General features: G+C 66.5%; 20 protein-coding genes and 3 pseudogenes. 4 read left to right on the forward strand and 19 right to left on the reverse strand.

The window, feature by feature from the left end; genetic code table 11:
* Window positions 1–272 precede the first annotated feature (272 nt).
* From ABZ622_RS34770 to ABZ622_RS34785, 4 genes are all read right to left on the reverse strand, one after another.
* Window positions 273–884, reverse strand: a complete 612-nt coding sequence (locus ABZ622_RS34770) for a response regulator transcription factor (RefSeq protein ID WP_360550184.1) — start codon at window positions 882–884, stop codon at window positions 273–275.
* Between the two features lie 68 nt (window positions 885–952).
* Window positions 953–2,278, reverse strand: a complete 1,326-nt coding sequence (locus tag ABZ622_RS34775; protein ID WP_360550186.1) for a histidine kinase — start codon at window positions 2,276–2,278, stop codon at window positions 953–955.
* Between the two features lie 22 nt (window positions 2,279–2,300).
* Window positions 2,301–2,492: a hypothetical protein gene (locus ABZ622_RS34780; protein WP_360550188.1), complete on the reverse strand. Its 192-nt coding sequence runs from the start codon at window positions 2,490–2,492 to the stop codon at window positions 2,301–2,303.
* A 13-nt stretch (window positions 2,493–2,505) separates the two neighbouring features.
* Complete coding sequence (locus tag ABZ622_RS34785) at window positions 2,506–2,943, reverse strand: RidA family protein (protein WP_266687101.1); 438 nt, start codon at window positions 2,941–2,943, stop codon at window positions 2,506–2,508.
* 92 nt (window positions 2,944–3,035) lie between these two features.
* Between ABZ622_RS34785 and ABZ622_RS34790 the strand changes: the two genes are divergently transcribed.
* Entirely contained in the window at window positions 3,036–3,713 is a 678-nt protein-coding gene (locus tag ABZ622_RS34790; protein ID WP_360550190.1) for a FadR/GntR family transcriptional regulator, read from the forward strand.
* Between the two features lie 395 nt (window positions 3,714–4,108).
* Window positions 4,109–4,311: pseudogene (locus ABZ622_RS34795) on the forward strand (hypothetical protein).
* A gap of 45 nt (window positions 4,312–4,356) precedes the next feature.
* On the opposite strand, the pseudogene ABZ622_RS34800 reads toward ABZ622_RS34795, so the two are convergent.
* The 7 genes and pseudogenes from ABZ622_RS34800 to ABZ622_RS34830 form a co-directional block, all read right to left on the reverse strand.
* Window positions 4,357–4,731 (reverse strand): annotated as a pseudogene (locus ABZ622_RS34800) (LysR substrate-binding domain-containing protein); the annotation flags it as partial.
* Between the two features lie 144 nt (window positions 4,732–4,875).
* Window positions 4,876–5,064: pseudogene (locus tag ABZ622_RS34805) on the reverse strand (IS110 family transposase); the annotation flags it as partial.
* A gap of 310 nt (window positions 5,065–5,374) precedes the next feature.
* Window positions 5,375–6,274, reverse strand: coding sequence for a polysaccharide deacetylase family protein (locus tag ABZ622_RS34810; RefSeq protein ID WP_360550192.1), 900 nt, complete (start codon window positions 6,272–6,274; stop codon window positions 5,375–5,377).
* Entirely contained in the window at window positions 6,264–6,974 is a 711-nt protein-coding gene (locus tag ABZ622_RS34815; protein WP_360550194.1) for a fumarylacetoacetate hydrolase family protein, read from the reverse strand. Before ABZ622_RS34815 ends, ABZ622_RS34810 begins: the two co-directional genes overlap by 11 nt.
* A complete protein-coding gene (locus tag ABZ622_RS34820) occupies window positions 6,971–8,215 on the reverse strand; it encodes an MFS transporter (RefSeq protein WP_360550196.1) in 1,245 nt (414 codons plus the stop codon). The genes ABZ622_RS34815 and ABZ622_RS34820 overlap by 4 nt, the downstream gene beginning before the upstream one ends.
* Window positions 8,216–8,285: 70 nt before the next feature.
* Window positions 8,286–9,641, reverse strand: coding sequence for an amidohydrolase family protein (locus ABZ622_RS34825; protein ID WP_360550198.1), 1,356 nt, complete (start codon window positions 9,639–9,641; stop codon window positions 8,286–8,288).
* A complete protein-coding gene (locus tag ABZ622_RS34830; protein ID WP_360550200.1) occupies window positions 9,631–10,395 on the reverse strand; it encodes a sulfite exporter TauE/SafE family protein in 765 nt (254 codons plus the stop codon). Before ABZ622_RS34830 ends, ABZ622_RS34825 begins: the two co-directional genes overlap by 11 nt.
* A 128-nt stretch (window positions 10,396–10,523) precedes the next feature.
* On the opposite strand from ABZ622_RS34830, the gene ABZ622_RS34835 reads away from it, so the two are divergent.
* Window positions 10,524–11,195 carry a GntR family transcriptional regulator gene (locus tag ABZ622_RS34835; protein WP_360550228.1) on the forward strand — a complete coding sequence of 224 codons (672 nt, stop codon included), beginning with the start codon at window positions 10,524–10,526 and terminating at the stop codon, window positions 11,193–11,195.
* Window positions 11,196–11,565: 370 nt separating this feature from the next.
* Here the strand turns inward: ABZ622_RS34835 and ABZ622_RS34840 are convergent, their stop codons facing one another.
* From ABZ622_RS34840 to ABZ622_RS34855, 4 genes are all read right to left on the reverse strand, one after another.
* Window positions 11,566–11,955 (reverse strand): hypothetical protein, encoded by a 390-nt coding sequence (locus tag ABZ622_RS34840; RefSeq protein WP_360550202.1) that lies wholly within the window; start codon window positions 11,953–11,955, stop codon window positions 11,566–11,568.
* Between the two features lie 13 nt (window positions 11,956–11,968).
* Window positions 11,969–12,469 (reverse strand): transposase, encoded by a 501-nt coding sequence (locus tag ABZ622_RS34845; protein WP_360550204.1) that lies wholly within the window; start codon window positions 12,467–12,469, stop codon window positions 11,969–11,971.
* Between the two features lie 186 nt (window positions 12,470–12,655).
* Window positions 12,656–13,627, reverse strand: coding sequence for an acetylxylan esterase (locus tag ABZ622_RS34850; RefSeq protein WP_360550206.1), 972 nt, complete (start codon window positions 13,625–13,627; stop codon window positions 12,656–12,658).
* Window positions 13,624–16,974 (reverse strand): discoidin domain-containing protein, encoded by a 3,351-nt coding sequence (locus tag ABZ622_RS34855; RefSeq protein ID WP_360550208.1) that lies wholly within the window; start codon window positions 16,972–16,974, stop codon window positions 13,624–13,626. Before ABZ622_RS34855 ends, ABZ622_RS34850 begins: the two co-directional genes overlap by 4 nt.
* A 680-nt stretch (window positions 16,975–17,654) precedes the next feature.
* On the opposite strand from ABZ622_RS34855, the gene ABZ622_RS34860 reads away from it, so the two are divergent.
* Complete coding sequence (locus ABZ622_RS34860) at window positions 17,655–17,915, forward strand: hypothetical protein (RefSeq protein ID WP_360550210.1); 261 nt, start codon at window positions 17,655–17,657, stop codon at window positions 17,913–17,915.
* Between the two features lie 112 nt (window positions 17,916–18,027).
* Here the strand turns inward: ABZ622_RS34860 and ABZ622_RS34865 are convergent, their stop codons facing one another.
* Genes ABZ622_RS34865 through ABZ622_RS34880 form a run of 4 tightly spaced genes read right to left on the reverse strand, consistent with a single transcriptional unit; the run spans window position 18,028 to window position 21,738 of the window.
* Window positions 18,028–19,365 carry an extracellular solute-binding protein gene (locus tag ABZ622_RS34865; RefSeq protein ID WP_360550212.1) on the reverse strand — a complete coding sequence of 446 codons (1,338 nt, stop codon included), beginning with the start codon at window positions 19,363–19,365 and terminating at the stop codon, window positions 18,028–18,030.
* On the reverse strand, window positions 19,362–19,997 hold the full coding sequence (locus ABZ622_RS34870; RefSeq protein ID WP_360550214.1) for a hypothetical protein: 636 nt from the start codon (window positions 19,995–19,997) through the stop codon (window positions 19,362–19,364). Before ABZ622_RS34870 ends, ABZ622_RS34865 begins: the two co-directional genes overlap by 4 nt.
* An 8-nt stretch (window positions 19,998–20,005) precedes the next feature.
* A complete protein-coding gene (locus ABZ622_RS34875; RefSeq protein ID WP_360550216.1) occupies window positions 20,006–20,857 on the reverse strand; it encodes a carbohydrate ABC transporter permease in 852 nt (283 codons plus the stop codon).
* Entirely contained in the window at window positions 20,854–21,738 is an 885-nt protein-coding gene (locus ABZ622_RS34880) for a sugar ABC transporter permease (protein ID WP_360550218.1), read from the reverse strand. The genes ABZ622_RS34875 and ABZ622_RS34880 overlap by 4 nt, the downstream gene beginning before the upstream one ends.
* Between the last annotated feature and the right edge of the window lie 334 nt (window positions 21,739–22,072).

Here is a 22,072-nt window from a genome sequence, read left to right on the forward strand (position 1 = left end):
CGGTGCGCCGGCTGTTCCCGGCGATGCCGTGCTCCCGCATGCCCCGTTCCACCCGCTTGCCGTTGATCAGTCGGCGAGGACCACAGGACGTGCCTCTGACAGTGGGCCTGGCCTGTCGGCCGGCCAGCGCTTCACCACGTATGGCACATCAAAGTTGGCCGTAGGCCGCCATCAGGCCGGTTCCGCGAGTTTCCGTAGCCGATTCAGTAGTTCTACTGATGCCCTCGCCGGACGTAGTTAGGGCTCGCAGGCAAGTCAATTCTCTGCGAGCCCTAAATCCAACCTCGCTCCCGCGCGAGACGCACCGCCGCGTGACGGTTCTCCGCCCCGAGTTTCGAGGCGGCCGACGACAGATAGTTCCGCACGGTCCCCTGTGACAGCACGGCCCGCTCCGCGATCTCCGCGACGGGCGCCCCGTCGGCGGCGAGCTCAAGCACCTCGGCCTCGCGTGCGGTCAGTGGCGAGTCCCCGGCGGAGATCGCGTCTGCGGCCAATTCCGGGTCCACATAACGGTTTCCCACATGCACCGTACGAATGATCTCCGCGAGCCGCTGTGCGCTGACCGTCTTCGGGACGAACCCCCGCACACCTGCTGCAAGCGCTCGCCTGAGATGCCCGGGCCGCCCATGACTCGTCACGATCAGCACCTGGCAGCCGGGCAGTTCGGCCCGTAGCGATGAGGCCACGCTTACACCGTCCGCCCTCGGCATCTGTAGATCCAGGACGGCGACATCAGGCTCGTGCGCTAGCGCCATCGCCAGCGCCTCGGGTCCGGTCGCGGCCTCGGCGACCACCACGAGGTCATCCTCCAGTCCCAGCAGAGCGGCGAGCGCTTCCCTGATCAGGTGCTCGTCGTCGGCGAGCAACAGTCGCACGGGAGGCATGGAAGGTATGGGACGAACAGGTGGGGTGGATGGAGCAGGTGGAATGGATGAGACGGGAAGGGCGGACATCATCGGATGACCTCACTCTCACAGGGTGGGGGGATGAGCGAAGTCGACACGCCCGGGTCCGGAGCCGGGTCCGGACCCGGATTCTGAACCTGAACCGAGATGGAGGGCAGCGGCACCTCGGCGGTCAGGCGGAACAGGTCACCCCCGGCAGGTCCGGCCCGCAGCACCCCGTCCACCTCCCTGAGCCGCTCGCGCAGCCCGGCGAGGCCGGACCCCCTTGCCGGCTCGGTGGTGCTGGGCCCGGCACCGGTACCGGGCGCTCCGTCGTTTTCGACGGTGAGGGTCACCCGGCCCTCCGCCACTCGCAGGAACACCACGCATCTTCCGGCGTCCCCGTGGCGCAGCACGTTCGTCGTCGCTTCCCGTACGACCCAGCCGAGCGTGGACTGGATCTCCGCAGGCAGTCCGGTCACCGGGCCGCTGGTCTCGCAGTCGATACCGGCAGCCGTCAACACACCCTGTGCGCCCGCGAGCTCGGTCCGGAGATCGGCCTCGCGATAGCCGCGTACGACCTCGCGGACCTCTCGCTGTGTCTCCCGCGCTATCCGCTGGACCTCGATCATCTGCTCCACTGCCTCCGGCCGCCCGCGCCGCGCCAGTTGCACGGCGAGCTCGCTCTTCAGCGCGACCACCGCCAGGTTGCGGCCCATCACGTCGTGCAGATCGCGCCCGAAGCGCAGCCGTTCCTCGGCGACGGCGAGCCGGGCCTGGGTCTCGCGGGCCTCGTAGAGTTCGTAGACGGCATTGAGCAGCCAGACGGAGAAGGCGGCGGTGGCGGTGAGGAGCCCCGCGGCGAGCATGACCACGCCAGCCGTGATCAATGCTGCGGGACCCGGGAATCCCAGGGGGAACGCCACCGCTCCGGCGCCGAGGGCCGCACCGACCACCGCGTGCGTGATCCTCCGTATGCTTCGCGTGCCGAGCACGAGCATGCTGGTGCCGAACGCTATGACGCCCACGAACACGGTGGAGGCCACGCGGAACTCGGAGTCGGTCGCCGGGCGCCATGTGGTGCCCGACAGAGTGAGCGCGAGCACGGCGACCACGGCCGTGCCCACCGCCAGGGCGAGCAGCATCCGGCCGGGCTGTTCCCGGGTCCCGCGCACCCAGTCCAGAGCCTGTGAGGCGGTCACCGCACACAGCGCGGAGTGTCCGCACACCAGCAGGAACAGGCACCAGGCGAGCGCCGACGACACATTGTCGAAGATGGGCAGTCCGATCGACACGACCTCAATCACCGCGAAGAAGTTGAACGACCACCGCGTGTACGTCTCGACCTTCTCCGGCGTGCTCTTGCCGCGCCACCAGCCACCGCGCCCGCTCATGGCCACCTCCGAGAGTCTCTGGTCAATGCCGCGGCTCCCACCGGAACCACTGCTGTACAGCAAACGCCGCGAGCACGAAGCCCAGGGTGTGGTGTGCGGAGAGGCCGCCGCTCCAGCCGGCGACCGGGGGCGGCGGCGGTTGCTTGCCGACTGCCCGCACCGGCATCGACGGGGCGAATGGCGTGCCCTGATCGGGGAGCACGCCATCAGCCAAGGACCGCACACTGTCAGCCAAGAACCGCTACGGCCTCGATCTCGATCTTCAGCTCGGGGCCGACCAGACGGTTGACACCGATATGGCTGCGTGCCGGCCTGTGTTCGCCGAAGAACTCCGCGTAGACCTGGTTGACCTCGTTCTGGGCGTCCATGTCGGTGTTGAAAATGGTGACCTTGACGATGTCCTGGACGTCGCCGCCGGCCGCCTTCAACGCGATGAGCAGGTTCTCCAGGCAGGCCCGGGTCTGCTCCGCTATTCCCTCGGGCACTGTGAGCTCGGCCTCGTCATGGGGGTGCTGATGTACGAGCGGGTAGGCGGTGGCACCCGAGAGCCACACAGTGTCGCCGCGCGTGACGACCGCCGGGGCGAACGGCATTGCGTCTGCCCCGGTGTCCTCGCGCAGCTGTGCGGCCCAGGCCGAGGAATCAGGTGTGATGAATTGCTTCACCGAAGCTCCAAATTTGTATGATGACTGATGAGTGATGGCAGGTGATCAGGATACTGTGGGGCCGGAAGATTGCAACCGGCGAAGGAGCCCCCATGCGCAGGATCGGCCGCAGGTCCTCTGTCGACGAGGTCGTAGGCCAGCTCAACGAAGCTCTGATGCAAGGCACTTGGGCGATCGGAGACCGGCTGCCGACCGAGCAGCGGCTCACCGAGGAGCTGGGAGTGAGCCGTACCGTGATCCGAGAGGCGGTACGGGCCCTGGTGCACTTGGGTGTACTGGAGACCCGGCAGGGGGCCGGTACCTACGTGGTCTCCACCACCGACCCAGCCCCCATGCTGCGACGGTTCGGGACTGCCGACGTACGCGAGGTGTTCGAGGTCCAGCTCGGCTTCGATGTTCAGGCGGCCCAGCTCGCCGCCATGCGCCGAACCGATGTCGACCTGCGGCGGCTGCGCAGCTTGCTCGCTGCCCGAAATCACGCCACTGCGCCGGAAGAGTTCGCCCGCGCCGACGCAGACTTCCACCTGGCCGTGGTGGAAGCGGCGGGGAACAGCGTGCTGCTGGAGTGCTACCGCTTCTTCGTCGGACGACTCCATGACAGCCTGCACGCGCTGCGTAGCCAGGACGTGATCCAGGAGAGCGGCGCCGAACCCCACGACGCACTGCTGGCGGCGATCGAGGCCGGAGATGAAGCCGCTGCCGCCGCCGCGGCTGCGGCAGCGATCCGCCCGAGCCTCAATGCGCTCACTGAGCAGTTCCGAGTTTCGTAGCATCCGGTTTTTGCGGTTTCAGGCGGTGTTCGTGGTCGCCTGGGGTAGTGCCGGGCCTCGAATTCCTCGGGCGGGAGGTGGTCGAGTGCTGAGTGCAGGCGCTCGGTGTTGCACCAGCCGACCCGCTGGACGACGGCACGTTCTATCTGGTCAGCGTCCCGCCAGTCCTTGGCGCTCGATCGGCTCAGCCTCGAACGAGCCGTTGAGGCCTCGGCCATGGCATTGTCGTAGCCGTCCGCGACGGAGCCGACGGACGCGGTCGCGTCGGCCTCCAGCAACCGTTCGCCGTAGCGGATTGATTGACACGTATTGCCCAGGTTCCAGGAGTCGTCGCAATCGAGATCGGTACTGGCTCCTACCGACTCGCCACCACCCGCACCCGCCCGGGCCAACAACTGGCCCATGTCCGGCTCGTCAACCGTTTCGGCGGGACGCACCATGGCTACTTCCTCTTCCCAGCCTGGCCGCGTACGAGCAGTACCGCACGGACAGCATGTCCGACCCGGAGTGCCGGGAAGCGTTCCAGCTGGCTCGTGACACCCGCCGCATCAAGCGGTACGGGCGCCCCCTCCTCCGGCCGCTCGACGGCCCGTCCTAGGCAAGCTGGAAGGCGCGGGGTGCGGCTCTGCCGCGCGGCTGTGCGCAGCGCTGCGACGATGGCCGTGGGCGTGGGGTTCGCGGTCTCGGTGTGACGCGTCGCGGCGAAGAGCAGGCGCAGGATCGGACGGTCCTCGATGGGCGCCGTGCGGATTCCGGGTGTGGCCGGGTCGATGACCGTCCGGGGGACGAGCACGGTGGCGAGATGGGCGGCGATGTCGGCGGTGACGTAGCGCGTCGTGGGTGTGAAGCCGGCCTGGTGGCAGGCGTACAGGATGGCCTGTCCGCAGTCCGTGGTCGGCGGCACGGCAAAGCTGTACGTGGTCAGTTCCCGCAGTGTGACGGGCCGTTCGACGGTCTGGTCGGCTGCGGTGACGATAGGCAGCGGATCGTCGAGCAGCGGAGCCCTGGGGTGTCGCATCGGGCAGGTGGTGATATCGCTGTCCCAGCACGATGTCGACGGTGAGTTCCCGCAGTTGGCCGTGGGGACCGGGCTTGCACACCGCCCGGAATCGGCAATTCCTTTCTGCTCCCGATGCTACAAACAAGCGACTTCACGTCGCACGTACTCGCGCAGCAGGCACCGGAGCTGGTTGGAGATCTGCTGGCGGTTCCAGGTGGTGTCCTGCTGGGCGCGGTCCAGGTCGCTGTCCTGTGCCAGCGGACTGTGGGCGTGCATGTCGGTGCGCAGGATGTTCGCCGGCACGAGGGCGTCGCCGGAGTCGGACTTCTTGCGCGGGACGCTGTACCGGTCGCTGCCCAGCAAAGCATTCGCATCTCGGCGTCCCACCAGCCGCAGTTGTGGTGCGTCCACTCCCGGACGCCGGGTTCGCATGCCGCATGCCGCTGATCCGGGAGATTCCTCCCGGATCAGCAACCCTTTCGATGCTCCGGATCTCATTCACCGGACCGCACGCGGATGGCGGAGGTCTCTTCCGTGGGACCAGGGGTGGCGTCCCGCAGGAGTGTGGTGGTGATCCGTTGGCCGGCGGCGCGGTCAGCCGTCCTGAAGAATCGGCGGAGGCCATGGAACTCTGGTCGGCTTCCCCTGACAGCCGGGACCGTCACTCAGAAGCGGTCTGGCCCTGGTACCAGTCGTGGATCTGCTCGCCGGTGAGGAAGGTCGCCTCGGAGTGGCCTCGGATGTATTCCAGGGCCTGGTCCAGGTACTTCAGCCGGTGTGGCGCGGCCATGATGTAGGGGTGGACGACGAGTGCCATGACGCGCGCGGAGTCGTCGGCGCGGGCGTCGGCCAGGAGCTGGTCGAACTGGTCCGCGGCACGGCGCCGGTACTCCTCGGCGGAGTGGTGCTGAATGAGCATCATCGCCACGTCGTTGCACTCCTGTGTATAGGGCACATTGACGATGGGGGTGGTGCGGGTGCGCAGTTGGGTCGGCTGGTCGTCCAGCACCCAGTCGCAGACGTACGCGTAGCCCTCCTCGACCAGCAGGTCGGGGGTCTCCCAGGTCTCGGTGAGACCGGGGCCGAGCCAGCCGCGGGGCGGCTTGCCCACGACGGCGGTGATCGCGTCGCGGGTGCGCTGGATATCGAGCCGCTCGTCGGGCACCTTCTGCATGTTCTTCTGTGTGAAGCCGTGGCCCATGAACTCCCACCGGCGCTGGAGAGCGGCCTCGGTGATCTGCGGGTAGGCGGAGATCGCGGAGCCGTTGACGGCGAGGACCGCGGGGATCTCGTGCCGGTCGATCACCCGTAGCATCCGCCAGAAGCCGACGCGGTTGCCGTACTCGTGCCAGGCCCAGTTCGGTACGTCCGGCGAGGGCACCCCGCCGGCCGGCGGGGAGAGTACGGTGCGCGGCATCGGCTCGGAGTCCGACCACTCCTCGACGTTGACGATGAGCCAGACGGCGACCCGCGCCCCGCCCGGAAGCTGCAGGGCCCGGCGTCCCTCGATGGGGTCGTAGTCGATCCGCTCACTGGGCCTTATGCGGGCGTTACTTGGCATCGTGGTGGCTCCCCTTCTCGGTGATGGTGATGGACAGGGGCGCGAGGCCGCTGATCTCGATGTGGACGACGTCCCCCGGGACGATCGCGGAGACGCCGGCGGGCGTGCCGGTGTAGATGAGGTCACCGGGGCGGAGCCGGTAGTCGGTGGAGAGGTGGGAGATGATTTCGGCGACGCTCCAGATCATCAGCGCGAGCGGGGTGCGCTGGCGGGCCTCGCCGTTGACATCGAGCCGCAGTTCGGCCGCGGTGAGGTCGCCCACCGACGCGCGCGGGGTGATCGGGCCGCATGGCGCGGAGGCGTCGAAGGACTTGCCGGCCTCCCAGGAGATCTGCCGGTCCCGGCAGTCACGCTGGCGGTCGCGGCGGGTCAGGTCGATGCCGACGGCGTAGCCGTACACCAGGTCCAGCGCCTGTGCCACCGGTACGTCCACGCCCTCGGCGCCGATCGCGACGACGAGTTCACCCTCGAACTGGAAGTCGGAGGTGCGGGGCGGGTAGGGCACCTGATCGTTGCCGGGCACAACCGCGTCGGTCGGCTTCTGGAAGAAGAACGGATCGTCCCGCTCGTCGCCCTCGCGCATCTCCCGGACGTGGTCCACGTAGTTGCGGCCGACGCAGTAGACGCGGTGTACGGGGAAACGCTCGGCGATTCCGGTGACGGGCACCGACACGGTCGGCGGGGTGAACAACAGAGTCATGAGAGCTCCGATGGGGTTGTGGTGCTGAACAGGGCCGGGCGCAGCAGGAGGGCGAGCAGCGCGCCGGCCAGGAAGAAGCCGGCGATCTGCAGGAGTCCGGCGCCGGTCCATCCGAGGGCGGACACGAACTGGCTGAAGACCCATCCGGATACGCCGGCGGCGATGTAGACGCAGGTGATGAACATGCCCGAGCCGTGTCCCGCGATGGTGGGTCGGACGGACTTCACCAGCAGACCGGCGAGGGCGACGTAGGTCCCGCCACTGGCGAACAGCCCGAACAGGAACGAGAACGCGGCATGCCAGGCCACGTCGTGCGGGCCCAGGAACAGGGCGGCCGCCGACGCGGCCGCCAGCGCGTTCATCGAGCCGATGCACACGCGCGGGTCGATCCGGTCGGTGAGCCAGCCGCCCAGGGGCGAGGCGAACGCGGCCAGTCCGGACAGCCCGATGGCGAGGCCGGCCTGGCCCGAGGTGAAGCCGAGTTCGTCGCGCAGGTAGGTGGCGTAGAGGCCGATGTAGGCGAAGTCGGCAAGCCCGAACAGCACGGTGATGACAGCGAGCAGTATCGGGTTCCAGCTCAGGAGGGATGGGGACCCTCCGACGGTGGGCTCCCGCGTCTGCGTACCGGTGGCCTCTGTGAACCGGCGCGGCACGAAGAGGGCCACCGCGAGGGTCACCAGCAGGCCCAGCCCGCCGAACGCGAACATCGGCGCGTGCCAGGTGCCGTAGTGCTCCAGGAGGGCGGTCGCCGCCCAGGGACCGATGACCGACCCGGTGGCGAACGCCATGTTCACCGCGCCGATCGCCAGTCCCCGGTGGCGTGGGAAGGCTCCGGCTGCGACGGTCAGGATCGCGGCCAGCTGCAGTGCTTCACCGACGCCGGAGGATATGCGCCACAGCAGCATGTCGGCGAAGCCTGCGCTGAAGACCGTCAGCACGGTCGCGACGGAGAAGATGCTGGTGCCGACGACGACGAGCATCTTGCGGCTGAAGCGGGCGAGCGCGATTCCGGCAGGTATGCCGACGATCCCCATTCCCAGGGCGAAGATCGTGGATTGCAGGCCGGACTGGCCGAGGCTGAATCCGTACTCGTGCCGGACCTCGGGGAGCAGGACGGGGAAGACCATCCGGTCCATCGCGTTCACCGAGTACGCCAGCAGGAGCAGGGCGTACATGGCGACGGCGGGGAAACCCACCACAGCATGGGTCGCGGGCCGGATCGATGCCGCTCTGATAGTCATCCGCACACCGCCGGTATCGTGATCGATGGGAGAGCTGTGGCCGCGCGGGAGACGCTGCCACGGGGCGGCCTCATCTCCAGTCACCGGCGGCACGGGCCCGCGCGACGAGCACGTCACGGCGGTCCTCGGCACCGGAGATCGCGGCCTGCGCCGAGGGCTGGGTGAGCCGGCCGCGGTCGAGCAGCACCCGGCCATCGAGGACGACCGTGACAATGTCGGTGGCCCGGCCCTGCCGGACCAGTGCCTCGGCGGGGTCGCCCGACGGCAGGAGGTTGGGGGTGCGGGCGTCGATCAGCAGCAGGTCGGCCCGCTTGCCGGGGGTGATCGACCCGGTCACATCGCCGAGGCCGAGGTCGTGCGCGCCGTCGAGCGTCGCCATCTGCAGCAGCCGGCGCGGGGTGACCTCCGGTGATCCGGTTCGGGCGGCTTCGACGGCCTCCACGGCGCGCAGCGTCGTGAACACATCGGGTGCGGTCGGCATGGCCAGGGTGTCGGTCGACAACGACACCGGCACCCCGGCCTTGAACAGTTCGCTGAACAAGGGGAATCCCATGGTGCGCATCTCGGTGATCGGACTGAGCGAGATGCGCGTGCCGGTGGCGGCGAGCGCGGCGATGTCGTCCGGAGAGGCGTGTACGGCGTGCACGATCTGCACGTCGGGTCCGAGCAGGTCCTCGTCGGCGAGCCGGGCGAGGCCGCAGGAACGACAGCCCTCCTCGCGCAGACAGCGGTCGCAGTGCATGGTGATCGGGAGGCCCAGCTCACGGGCGGCTCCCCATTCGCTGCGGCAGACCCGGTTGGGGGTGCGGTAGGGGCCGCGCAGCGCCACGCCGAAGTCCAGCAGGCCGTCGAGCCGCTCGGTGGGCCAGCGCGCGGAGAAGCGCCGGAGGTCGTCGAGGTCCATCGGCTCATCCGCCGGGGTGGAGTCGCGCGGTCCGTACGAGAACCGGCCGCGGACGCCGGCGTCGAGCTGGGCTTTGACGTTGACGTCGGCGTCCTCGGGCGAGCGGACGTTGTGGTCCCAGTTGTGCACGGTGGTGATGCCGGCGGTGACCGCCTCGGCAAGGGCGAACCGGGCGGCCCAGTAGAAGTCCTCAAGGTCGTGGTGCGGGCCGAGCGCGCGCTTGACGGCGAAGTAGTCGCGGCCGGGCGCGTCGCTCACGGAGCCGCGCAGCAGGCTGTTCCACAGGTGCCAGTGCGTGTCGACGAAGCCGGGCAGCGCGATGAGTCCGCTTCCGTCGATCACCGTGGCGCCCGGTGGGGTGGCCGCGTCCGCATCGGTGGTGACTGAGGTGATCACACCGTCGGTCACGGTCACCGTCGCGTGCTCAAGGTCGCCCAGGCGCGGGTCCATAGTGACCGCGGTGACACCGCTGAGGACCAGATCCCCGCGTGCGGGCAGGTCGGATCCAGGTTCAGGAAACATACAAGCTCACTTCCAGTGCTATGGCTACGCCCACACCCCACACGGCGACACCCCGGCGGAGTGCCGATGGTGATATCCGCCGCGCGGCCGACACGCCCAGTCGGCCGCCGACGAGTCCGGTGACGGCCAGGAGCAGGGCAGGGCCCCAGGCCACCGGGGTGAGAGCGACAAATGCGAGAGCGGACACCGACCCGACGATGAGCGAGAGCACGCTCTTGAGGGCGTTGAGCCGATGTGTTGTGTCGGTCAAGAAGACGCCGAGCATCGCCAGCATGACGATGCCGAGCCCGGCGACGAAGAATCCGCCGTAGAAGGCCACCACGAACTGCGCGGACAGCAGTCCGATCCGGCTCGAACGGGCACCGTGCCGCGCCGCCAGGGCCGCGACCCGGGGTTGCGCGGCGAGCATCACGGCGGACGCGAGAACCAGCCACGGCACGACGGCGCGGAACACCTCGTCGCTCACCGCGAGCAGGGTGAGCGCCCCGCCGATCGCGCCGGGGATGCTGACCAGGGCGAATGTACGGACCTGCCGACCTTGGCCCTTCAGCTCGGCCCGGTAGCCGAGCGAGCCGCCGAGATAGCCCGGCAGAGCCGCGACGGAATTGGTGACGTTCGCCGTTACCGGCGGGACGCCCATGGCCACCAGTACAGGGAAGGAGATCATCGAGCCCCCGCCTGCCACCGCGTTCACCGCGCCGGCCAGCAGGCCGACCACGGCCAAGAGCCCGGGCTCCCACAGATCGGTCGTCACGTCGCAACCACCTCCCTTCATGGAAGCGAAGGTATGCACTGCATGCAATGCATGTCAACGGTTGATGTGCGACCAGATATGCCCTTTGCATGCAATGCACACCCTGTATGCTCTTGGTCGTGGACCACATGGGATCGCTTTCCAATCCGGCCGCGAGCAGCGCCGACCTCGTGTATCTGACATTGCGCCGGCGCTTCGCGGAGGGGGAGCTCGCGCCGGCCGAGCGACTCACCGAGGCCGCCTTGGCGCAGGAGCTCGGAGTGAGCCGCACGCCGGTGCGCGAGGCTTTGGGCCGCTTGCAGGTGGACGGTCTCGTCGTACCGTTGGCACGCGGGGTCGCCGTGGCGACGCTCAGCAGCGACGAGATCGAGCAGCTCTACAATCTGCGCGCCGTGCTGGAGGGGCTGGCCGCGGCCCAGACCGCCCGCCTGCAAGCGGCCGGACAGATCGCGCCCGCGCACCTCCGGGACATCGAGAAGGCCGCGGAAGAGGTGGAGCGAGCGGTTGCCGAGGGCGACGCGAAGCAGTCGGCGCGGGCCAACCTGGCCTTCCACCGGGCATTCGGCCAAGCTCCCGGCAATACGTTCCTGACGGACGCGCTGCACCGGGTGTGGGACCGCATCGCGATCTCCACGGTCTCGAACCTCTCCGACGGAGAGTGGGCGCGGACCGTGCTCACCCAGCACCAGGAAATATGCCGGGCCATGATCGCCGGAGACGAGGACGCCGCCCGCCGGGCGGCCGAGGAACACATCCTGTCGGCGCTGCGCGTCTACAGCGAAGCCCTCGGCCGGGGGTGACAGGCTGCCGGCCCAGGCGCTGAACTGCGTGTCCCCCCTCGCACGCTCAGGAGTGCCGCACGAGGGGCGGGCACGGTGGCGGTACGGCCGTGGCGGAATCTTCCGGACGGGCCGGCCGCTCAACCGTCCCGGCTACGTGCCCGACGCCCGACGACGGAGCTATCAGACCAGGCAGAGCAGAGCCCGCATGGCGAAGGACGTCTCACCAGTCTCGCCGACCTCTTCGTACACCCGGCCCAGCCGGACGTTGAGGAACGTCTCCAGGGCGCGGACGTCCTCGGGCCTGAGGTCTTCGGCGTAGGTGAGGGGGCGTTCGGACGGCGGGGTGGTCGTACGGGTGGGACCACCCTTTCATGCGGTGCGAACTGGATCAGCTCCCGCAGTGGACAACTCTGCGGAGAGGGAGGTGGCGTCCATCTCCTTGACGGAGAGAAGGACCGGCCGGACAGGACGTGGTCGCGGACGATGAGGACCTGTCGCTCGACGCGGCCCTTGCCCGTTGGGCCGGTAGGCAGGCGTCGTCGCCGGCAGCGAGGATCCTGGTCTTGGGCCGGGTGGGGTTCTTGCCCAGACGGATCTGTCGGCCGTAGCGGCGCCCCCAGTCCTCGTCGACCAGGCCGGTCAGCAGGTGCGAAGCGGTGCGGGCCACTTCTTCCAGTACGGCAGGGACGGCCTCGGTGACCAGTTCCAGCCGGGTCGGGTCGCGTACCGCGGCGAGGACGTGGGTGAAGTCGGTGCGTGGCGTGGTGTGGTCGCGCACGAGTCCGGTCTCCTTACAGGCGCGCGAGCGTCGGATCGAGAAGACGGTCGGCGCGGTCGTCCTGGACGAGGCGCTCGTGGAGGTCGGCCAGCACGCAGTGGTGGAAGCCGGGATCGTCCAGATCCATGGCCAGGGCGTACTTGAAATCGTTGCGGCAGCGGACCACTTCCACGGCCTGACGATCCGACAGACCGAGCAGGAACTGCAGCACACAGACGGTGGCCGGTTGGGTGGGCGAGATGCCGGGGCATCCGTCGCGCGGGTACCGGCCCGCGAAGTCCTCGTCGCACCACAGCCCGTCCAGCCGGTCTCTCACCCACATCGCCGTCGTACCGCCCGGGTTGCTCGCCCGCGCGATCTGCGCGGTCGGAGACGGGACTTGCTCGGGCCGGGCCGACCGCGGCTCCGGCACAAGCAAACAAAGCTCCTGGCAGACACGGGTGATCTTGGTCGAGAGATCGTCGACCAGGAGCTTCACCAGTTCGTACGGCCCCCAACCGCCCACCAGCGCCATCAGGTTGGAAATGGCTCACTTTTCTGGTCGGATCCCGGAGAACGCCACCCGGTCGGAGTTCACGGCGCGGCCATACGCTGTGGCTTTGAGGTGAGCGGGGTGGGCTGAATCACTGCCCGTGAACGGCGATTACCGGATAGACAGGCCCTCCTGACTCGGGCAGAAATTCTGGTGGCGAAGTCGCTGTCAGCCGAGGTGAACGTCGAGAAAACGCAAGACCTCAAGGTCCTCCGTGCTGCCGCCGCCGGCATGGCCGCCGTACTTCCAGATGCGAAGCTCCTTGCCTCCCGCATACGCGTCAAATGCACTGGCGACCGTCGGCGCCGGACACACTGTGTCACGCAGCCCAGCAGAGAAGAGCGCCGGCGCCGTCGCGCGGGGACCGAAATTGACCGCATCCACATATGACAAGGCACGCATCGCCTCTTGTTCTCGGTGGACATGGGTGCCCAACCATTTCACGATCTCCATGTATGGCCCGGATTCCGCGAGGGTGAGTGCACGCGGGATGTCGCACAGGAACGGGACCTTCGCCACGACCGCAGCGAGATCGGGGACCAGTCCTGCGACCGCGAGCGCGACCCCGCCGCCTTGGCTTGCCCCGAAGAGCGCGACGCGCGACGGATCGATCCCGTCGAGGCTCCGCATCGCATCGACCGCACGGACAGCGTCGACAATGAGTCGGCGGTAGTAGTAGTCGGCCGGGTCCGTGATGCCCCGCGATGCGAAACCGGGGACAGACGGACCCGATCCGTGGGGGTCGGCGGTGTGCCCGAGGCTGTGCACGCTCCCCTGCCCACGGGTGTCCATCGTCAGGTGGGCGTATCCGGCCGAAGACCACAGCAGGCTGTCGATGTGCTCGCCGCGCCCATTGCCATAGCCCACAAACTCAACGACGGCCCCGGCCTGTTCTGACAGTCCCTTCGGCTTGCGGAGCCAGCCCTTGACCGCTTCACCCTGGAAACCGGAGAAGGACACGTCGAACACATCGATGGTCTTCACCGGCGATTCGATGCGGTCGATACGGACGCTGAGCTCAAAGCTGCGAGCCTCGGCGAGTGTCTGTTCCCAGAAGCCGTCGAAGTCGGCGGAGAAATCAGCCTCGTCATGCTCTCGACTCAGGGGTTTCATCGGGTGGATAAGGTCGGCCTGGGTCATTTTCCGTAGATCTCCACTTCGAGAACGCGCGCATTCGTGTATCCGGGTGCAGCACATGCTTTCGTGATGTGCAACCGCACACGCTTCGTCGTGACGGGAACGAAGGAAAGGTCGTTGAAGGTCCCCATGTAGACATCCCGATCACTGCCGGCGACCGCGGTGACGGTTTGCCACGTGGCGCCGTCCCACTGTTGCAACTCGAAATCCGCCACTTGGAACCCTCGGTTGGCCATGAACCCTGTGTACACACAGACCCGACCGATGGTCTTCGCAGTGGGCCAGGCGAACTCGAGGTCGTGCGGCTCGCCGGATTCGGAAACCCACCGGCTCGAATCCAGGTTGGTGATTCCGTCCACGAGCTTCGCGGTGGCGGTGCCGACGAGGGTGGAGCTCGCCGTGATCGTCGCGTCACGCGCGACGTTCTTGAGTCGCGACGGAGCGGGGTGCGAGGAATCGGCTGATCGCACTTCGCCGGTAACGGCAACGACCTTGTAGTAGTTGTCCGCACTGGAGCTCGCCGTGTCGACCAGACTCTGGTCCGGATGGTTGATTGCAACGACGGCGTACGGACCGGCCGGACTCTCGGCCCGGAGCACGTCAAAACCGGTCGCGGTGTCTGCCTCGACATGCAAGCGATCGACGTTCACGGACGATCCGTTGGAGATGACACCGACGCGTCCCGGTCCGGATTCCTGGAGGCTGCCCGAGCTCACCCGGAGCACTTCGCCGCCGTCGCGGAAGAGTGCGAGCGTCGCTGCGTTGAGTTCGAAGCGATAGGCCACCTGTCGTCCGGCCGTCGGCATCGCATACGGGTCGGTGATCGCGGGGGTCGAGCCGAGAATCGTTGTCTCGCCGTTCAGCACGCGGCCGATGCTGTGCTTCATCGTCGCGAAGTCGAAAACGGCGAACAGGTAGTTGGCGGTGTCCGAGTAGCGGAGCACGAGTCCGGCCGAGCCGGACAAGGGCTGCGAGAACGCGAGTTCAGCACCGACGAAGTGGTTCGCGGCAACGTCAGGACCAAACAGTGCGATGCCGGTGCCACTGATGGCGAGCCGCTGCGACATCCCGATTCCGTTGGCAAGCGGACCGTCGGCCCCCGGCATGCTCGCAACGTCCCACGGGCCGTACAGGTCCCAATCGCCCGAGCCACTCTCGAAGTTCGAGCTCGCGATGCGCTTGTACGACGGCTTCCACCACACCGCGGTGCCACCACTCCCAGCGGCCGCGCGCACGGTGTGTGGCGCGTAGGGTACATCCGCGCCGGGGGTCGCCACCAGGGCGTTGGATGCCGAAGACTCACCGTAGCCGTTCACCGCATGCACGGTGAATGTGCACGCCTCGCCGTTCGCCAGGCCACGCACCCGCAGGCCGATCGCGTTGCCGGCATCGATGGTGTTCTCATTTCCGACAGCGCCGTGACGCACGATATAGCTGTCCGCCCCGACAACGGGCTGCCACGACACGTTGACGGAGCTATCGGCGGGCGTCGCCGCCTCGAGAAGCGGGGCGGCGGGGGCGGCGAGGAGCACATGACAGGGTTGTGATGCTGTGCCTTGTCGATTCTCGGCCAGTGGCACAACGGTGAACTCATAGGCCTTGCCCAGCGCAAGCCCGGCGAAAGTGGCTTCGGTCTTCCCCGTCAGTCGGCGCTTCACGACGGTTCCGTCTGCGTCCCGGCCGAGTACGAGATAGTCACCGGCGCCGAGGGCCGGAGTCCACGCCACTTTGACGCGTCTTCCGTTCGGCTGGGCGCTGAGGATGTTGGCTCCGTTTCGAGTGACGAGAGTCGGGTCAAGGCTTGCGCGGGCTCGCTTCCAGCGCACTCTCATCACGCAATATGCCGGCACCGCCACGACGCCGGATGCGCTTCCCTCGGTCATGACGATGGAGCCCGGCACGGCGGCTGTGTTCTCTGCGCGGGGGTCGTCCGAGCTTATGAACAGCGTGTCGAACGGACCCGACAGCGGCACGCCGCCCCACTGGAGAGTGAGCGCATGCGGGGTGGCCGACTTGTTCGTGATCACGAGCGAGTCGTATCCGTCGAGTCCGACATACGCCTGCGTGTGCACAGCCGGAACTGTTCCACCATACTTCGGCACGGTCACGACAGCCTCGGAAGTGGAGGTGGTAAGAGTATGTGAACTCCGATTGATCGCGTCGAGGCACACGGCGAGGGCCAGTGCAGAGCCGTGTCTGACGATTCCGTATTCGAAGCCGGCGGTGTCCAGAGTCTCGCCGCGTTCGTAGACAGACTTCATCGTGTCGAGATAGGGCTTGGTGAAGGTGGTGCCGAACTGCACCAAACCGTGCAACATGACTCGGTCCACATTCGGATGCGTCGAGAGCCGTGTGACGAATTCAGCTGCGAAGATCCCGTTGTACAGCGTGCGGATGATTCCGGACGTTGACAGGGCAGTCATGGTGCTCGGAGTCGAGTTGAACTCGCTGACGAACACACGCATGTCTGGGCGGCCCTTGGCCAGGTAATAGCTGTCGATGTAGGAGTTCGTGCGGTCGGCGAGGCGGGTGTTGAGGTCCTTCACGGCGTCGTCGAACGTACTGTACCGATCACCGCCGCCGTACATGTGGAAGGAGATCCCGTCCCAGTACTTGTCCGGATAGGCGCCCAGTGCCTGATCCCACGCCGGGGCCTCGCCCTGCGAGAACATGACGTTCACCTGGGCGGCGGGATCAACCGCCTTGATGGCGTCGTAGTAAGGCTTCATTCGCGTGGCGTAGTCCGTCGCGTCCATGAAGAAGGTCGGCAGCAGCCACCCTTCGTTGCTCAGCTCGAATGCCGCGACCCTGATGTTGTTGGCCAGGCAGTAGCCGGCGATTGCGGCGGCGGATTCCGGGGTATCGGTGAAGCCGTTGATGATGATCACCGTGTCGGCCTGAACGTCGTCGAGCAGGGCCTTGAAGCCCGCGAGGCGATGCAGATCCGGCTTGGCGCCGATGACGTGCGCATCGTCCTGCGACGTGTCGAATGCTGTCATCTTGCCGAAGAACTGTGCGGCCCACTCCGGGCGCACGTCTCCGCTGCGAAGGTCGAAGTAGTCCGAATCCGTGCCGGAGGGGTACCGGAGCGTTCCGGCACGGAGCTCTCGCGCAAGACTCGCTGCCTGCGGGTCCGCAAAATTCATTCCGACCACTTGGAAGTCCGGGTTGTAGCCGCCGAAGTTCGGCGCGAGCGGGGCAGCAGTACCCGGGTCGATGTTCACGGTGAGCGGCTCACCGGCGCTCGCTTCCGCCGCGAATGCACGCCCTGGTGCCCCATTCACCGAGAGGAGTGCCGCACCGGCACCCGCCAGCCCTGCTTTGATGACTGTTCTGCGTGATGCTTCCATGATCTCGACTCCCTTGTCTCGAACAGGTGTTGATGCGCAGCAGTGCTGCCTACTCGGCTGAGCCCTTGCCTGCACGATCCGGTCGGGCGTGCGGCCGGGGCCGGGCGCAAGCTGGGCTGCGTCGGAGGCGTTAAAGCTGCTGAGCTTTCGCATTGCCGGCGGGTGGTGACGACTACGGGTGATCCCTGCGGTGTGCGGGGGATGCCACAGGCGGAGGTTGGGTGCCTGACTGCTGAGCGGAGGGGGTTTTGCGAACAGGTGCGGCTCAGGCCTGCGGGCGGTTCGCGGCGTGTGAGAAGTCCGCGGTGATCGCGCATGAGTTGCGGGTGAGCGAGCGTTCGGTGGAACGCTGACGCCGAGTTCGGCGGGAGGGTGGTCCGCGGGCCCTTCGTTCCGCTCGGCCGGTGAGGGTGGCGAGAAGCTCGGATCCCAATTTGCGGTGGAGGAGGAGCTGGACAAGGCCCGGCCGCCCGTGGCCTCGAATGTCAGTGGTGGACCTCGGGCCGGGTTCAGGCGGTGATCGACCGCCTTTTCCGGGTGAGCGCGTCAGTGAAGGCTGTGTGACGGCTGCTGAACAGGCCAGCTGGTCGCGGACGGGCGCCGACGCGCTGGTCCTGGAACGGGACGAACAGGCGGTGGACTTGTGGGAGAGGAGGTGTGGCCGCAGATAGAGCGCCGCGGTGGCGCTCGGTGCCTGGACCGACTACCGCGACCCGCTGGTCCGTGCGCACTTCCGGCTCGGCGGACCGATCACGGTGGGCAGGGACAACCTCAGCACCCACCGCGCTGCCGGCATGATGAAGTACGCGGCCGAACACGACTGGCTCGGCGTCTTCCAGCTGCCTTCGTCTGCGCCGGACCTCATCCCCGTAGCGGGCGTCCGGTACTTCTTCGGCGCGGCACGACGGCGAACTCCGCCTTCGAGGACCCAGGCCACCTGACGCGAACGCTCCGCCGAGGCCTCAGACCCGTGCGACTCCAGCACCGACTCGTCGACGTATGCCTGGCCGGAACCGGACTGACGCTCACAACACCGACACCACTCCCGAAACCTCAGGACTTGGCGCGCGAGAAGTTCTTCGCGTCGATCTGACCGGCATCCACGGCATCCTTGAATGCGCTGTTGTAGGTCTTCGCGACGGACTTGAGCCCCGCATCGATGTTCTCGGTGCCGAGGATCAGGCGCGCGAGGGAATCCCGGAAGTTCTCACCCTGCACGTTCAAGAGTGCCGTCGGAGCAACGAACCACGCCTCATCGGACTTCGACGGTGCATAGTCGGCGTACTGGGGCCAGGTCGCGGCTGCCTTTGCGGTCGCGGCCGCATCTTCACGGATCGGGAAGGTCAGCCCACTCTTGCCGAGTTCCGCGTTGAGGTCGGAACTGATGAGCGTCTTGAGCACTTTTGCTGCGTCGGCCGCGTTCTTGCTCCCAGCATTGATGGCGTAGGGCGTGCCCGCGTTCATGGCCTGACGGACCGGCTTCTCATCGTCAGGAGTCGGCACTGCGGCAGCCGCCCAATCGACCTTCGTCGCGTTGGTCTCGTTGAGCACCCCGACATCCCAGGAAGTGGAGATGAACATCGCGATCTTGCCGTTCGAGAAGGCCGCCCTCATGGCGTCGTTCTCCAGCGAGCTTGCTCCCGGGTATGCCCATTTCTTGGCGATGAGTTCCCGGTACAGCTCAACACCGGGCTTGTACTTCTCACTCTGATACTCCTGTGCGTCCACGTTGAAGATGCCCTTGCCCGTGAGGCCGGCATCGCTGTTCGTGATGGCGGGGTCCAGCATCCAACTGGCCCAACCGACCCACTTGAGCGGGAGGCCGAAGCAGTAAGCGTCTTGGCCGCTTGCTTCGATGGCCGCGCAGGCTGACGTCACTTCGGAGAAGGTTGTCGGCGGCTTCTTCGGGTCGAGACCGGCCTTGGTGAAGATGTCTTTGTTGTAGGCGAGTCTGGTCGTGTCGGCGGTGGTGGGAACTGCGTAGATCTCGTCGTTGTAGATATACGGCGAGGGCTTCTGGAGTGCGCTCTCGTATGCCGTCAGGTCGTCTCCGCTCAAGACATCGTCGAGCGGCTTGAGGAACTCTGCCGGGGCCAGCACCTGCGCATTCGAGGCATCGAAGACATCGGGGCCCTTACCGGTCTTGAGTGCCAGTTGGAGCGCGTCGAGGTAGGAGTCCGAGGCCTGAACCGTGACCTCGATCTCGGTGTCGTTGTCCTTGCCCCACTCCTCGAGGAAGTTCTGGATCGCCTCGGACTGGGCGCCGTTCTGAATCCACACGCTGACCGCCTGGTCAGATGATGCGGTACCGGAGCTGCATGCGGCGAGAAGGACCATTGATGCGCCTGCCCCTGCAATGGCTGCCCAGCGCGTGAAGTGCCGTGTTCTCATTGCGTGATTCCTTTTGGTGTGTAGTGCGGGATTGTCCGGACGAATACGCGAGGGCTCGGCCCTGCACGTCCGGGGATGAGGATCGCCACGCTGCCGACAGCGCCGAGGCTGACGGCGACGAACGCGAAGATGATGAGGAGCTGGGGCGGGCAGACCGTGAAGATGATCACGGTTGCCGCCCAGGGGGTGAGCGCGGCGACAGCGCGGATCGGCCGGGTCACGGCCAGGACTCCGATCTGCCGAACCACCCCGGCCGACGTGGGTGCGGTGAGGCATGCGACGGGGGCGACGACCATCAGCACGGCCGTGACGGCCGTCGCGGCCAGAGCGGCGCCGGACGCCATGGGGCCTGCCCCGCTTCGTGCCAGCCATGCAAGGCTCAGTGCCAGCGAACCGGGTATCCCGATGAACGCCATGGCAAGAATGGTCGCCGTGGTCCGGTTCCACATCGTGAACAGGAATCGCCGCCAGCTCGGACCGTCGCCGTCCAGTAGACGTGTCGCACCGTCGTACAGTGCCACCGTGGCGAACGGGATCGTGACGAGAGGCAACGAGCAGACTGCCCAGAGCACGGTGAGCCAGGCAAGCGAGCTGAAAATTGAACACGCTCTGGCGACGCCGCCGACGATCACTGAACGATTCATCCCTTGACGCTTCCCTCGGTCATCCCCTGGATGAAGAAGCGTTGGAAGACGAAGAAGAGGATGACGACGGGCACGACGATCAGCATCGATCCGGCAAGCATCAGGTCGTACGCCTGCGTGCCCTCCGAGGTGCTCCTGAGTGCGAACACGCCCACCACCAGAGTCCTGAGTTCTTGATCGCTGATCGTGAACACATACGGGATCTGGAAGTTGTTCCATGCTTCCTGGAACGCGAGGACCCCGGTCGTTGCCAGAATCGGGCGCATGAGCGGCAGCGCAAGCCGTGAGTACACCCCGAAGAGCCCGAGTCCGTCCAGTCGGCCAGCTTCCTCAAGCTCGATCGGCAAACTCTCGCAAAATGCTCGGATGAGGAACACATGAATGATCCCGATGCCGGAGAGTTCAACAAGAATGACGCCGAAGAGGTTGTCAACGCCCAGGATCTGCGCGATCTCGAGCCGTGGATAGAGAGTGGCTGTGCCGACACCGACAAAGAGCGTGAAGGACATCACGGCGAAGATCGCACGATGGAAGGGCACGGCTCGTCTGGCCAGAAGGTAGCCGAGCATGGAAGAGGCGAAGATATCGATTCCGACAACACCGGCTGCAACGACCACGGAGTTGAGGAGGTACTGACTGAAGCCGCCCTTCTCCCACGCGCGGACGTAGTTGTCGAGCGTCCATGTGGTCGGGAAGAGCTGCGAGCCACTCGTCAGAATCTCAGCTGACGACTTGAACGACGCGAAGAACGCATAGACCAAAGGGACGAGTGTAATGATCGCGACGACCGTCAGGAACAGGTAGACAAGCAGTCGCGGTGCGGCTCTTGAGATTTTCCGGCGACTCATCGCTTGCCCTTCTTGGTGGCTATCGCGGTCTGTTCCCGTGCCGCCCTGTCACGGGACACCGCCATGTACACGAGCGACACGATCGCAGCAATGATGCTGGCGACGACAGCGAGTGCGGACGCATACCCGTACTGGCTCCCGCGGTCGGTGCCGAAGAAATAGTCGAAAAGGTAGGTGTACATGACGTCGGTCTGACCGGCCGGCCCGCCGTCGGTGAGCGTCTTCACAAGGTCGAATGAGCGAAGAGAAAAGACGATCGAGAGCACGACGACAACGCGAGTGATGGGCGCGAGCAGCGGCAGTGAAATGTGTCGGAACCGTTGGATCGCATTCGTACCATCAAGCTGGGCACTCTCCAGAAGGTCTTTCGGCACCGTCTGCAGCGCAACGAGGAAGAACACCATGTTGATTCCGAAGTTCGACCACACGCCGACGAGGACCAGGCTTGCGAGGGCCGTTCCCTGGCTGCCCAGCCAGTCGACGTCGGTCGAGATCAGGTTCATCGCTTGGAGTATCCCGTTGACCACGCCGTTGTCGGGCCGGAGAAGAAAGTAGAAAACGATGCCGATGATGGCAATGGAGATGACATAAGGCAGGAAGAAGAGTCCCCGGAAAAGTCCCAGACCTTTGAGCCCGCTGTTGAGCATCATGGCCAGAAGCAATGAGAGCGGAAGCCCGATCACGATCTGCCCGACGGCGAAGACCAAGGTGATCAGAACCGCCTGCCACCAGGACTGGTCCTTGAACATGAGTTGGTAGTTGTCCAGGCCGATCCACTGGGGTGACGTCACGCCGTTGTACCGCGTGAAGCTCAGAAAAACCACATACGCGACGGGAACCAACGCGAACAGTACGAGCGGTATCAGCGACGGCAGCGCCATGAGAGTGCCAACGAGGCGTTCCCGAGACTGCCACCGTGGGCGCCGAGATTGGAGCAGTGTGGTGGTCGGACGTTCGTCTTCTCGACTGCCGGATCCTGTTTTCGTCTTGGCTCTGCTCACCAGAGTTCCACCATCGCACTCCCTGCGAGACGGGCGGAGTACTCCGCTGCGTCCCACGTTCACACGGTCCGACTCAGCACGGAGGCGCGGGCACAGCCGCAAGCGGAAATCGGCTCGAGCGGCATTGCCCAGTTCTCGTCTGATCGCGCTTCATCGCCCCGACTCCGCCTGATCTGATGCGTAACAGAGAAACAGCAGGAGCAGGCAAAGTCAA

The sequence above is a fragment of the Streptomyces sp. NPDC007164 genome (assembly GCF_040634135.1).
In the GTDB taxonomy this organism is placed as follows: domain Bacteria; phylum Actinomycetota; class Actinomycetes; order Streptomycetales; family Streptomycetaceae; genus Streptomyces; species Streptomyces sanglieri.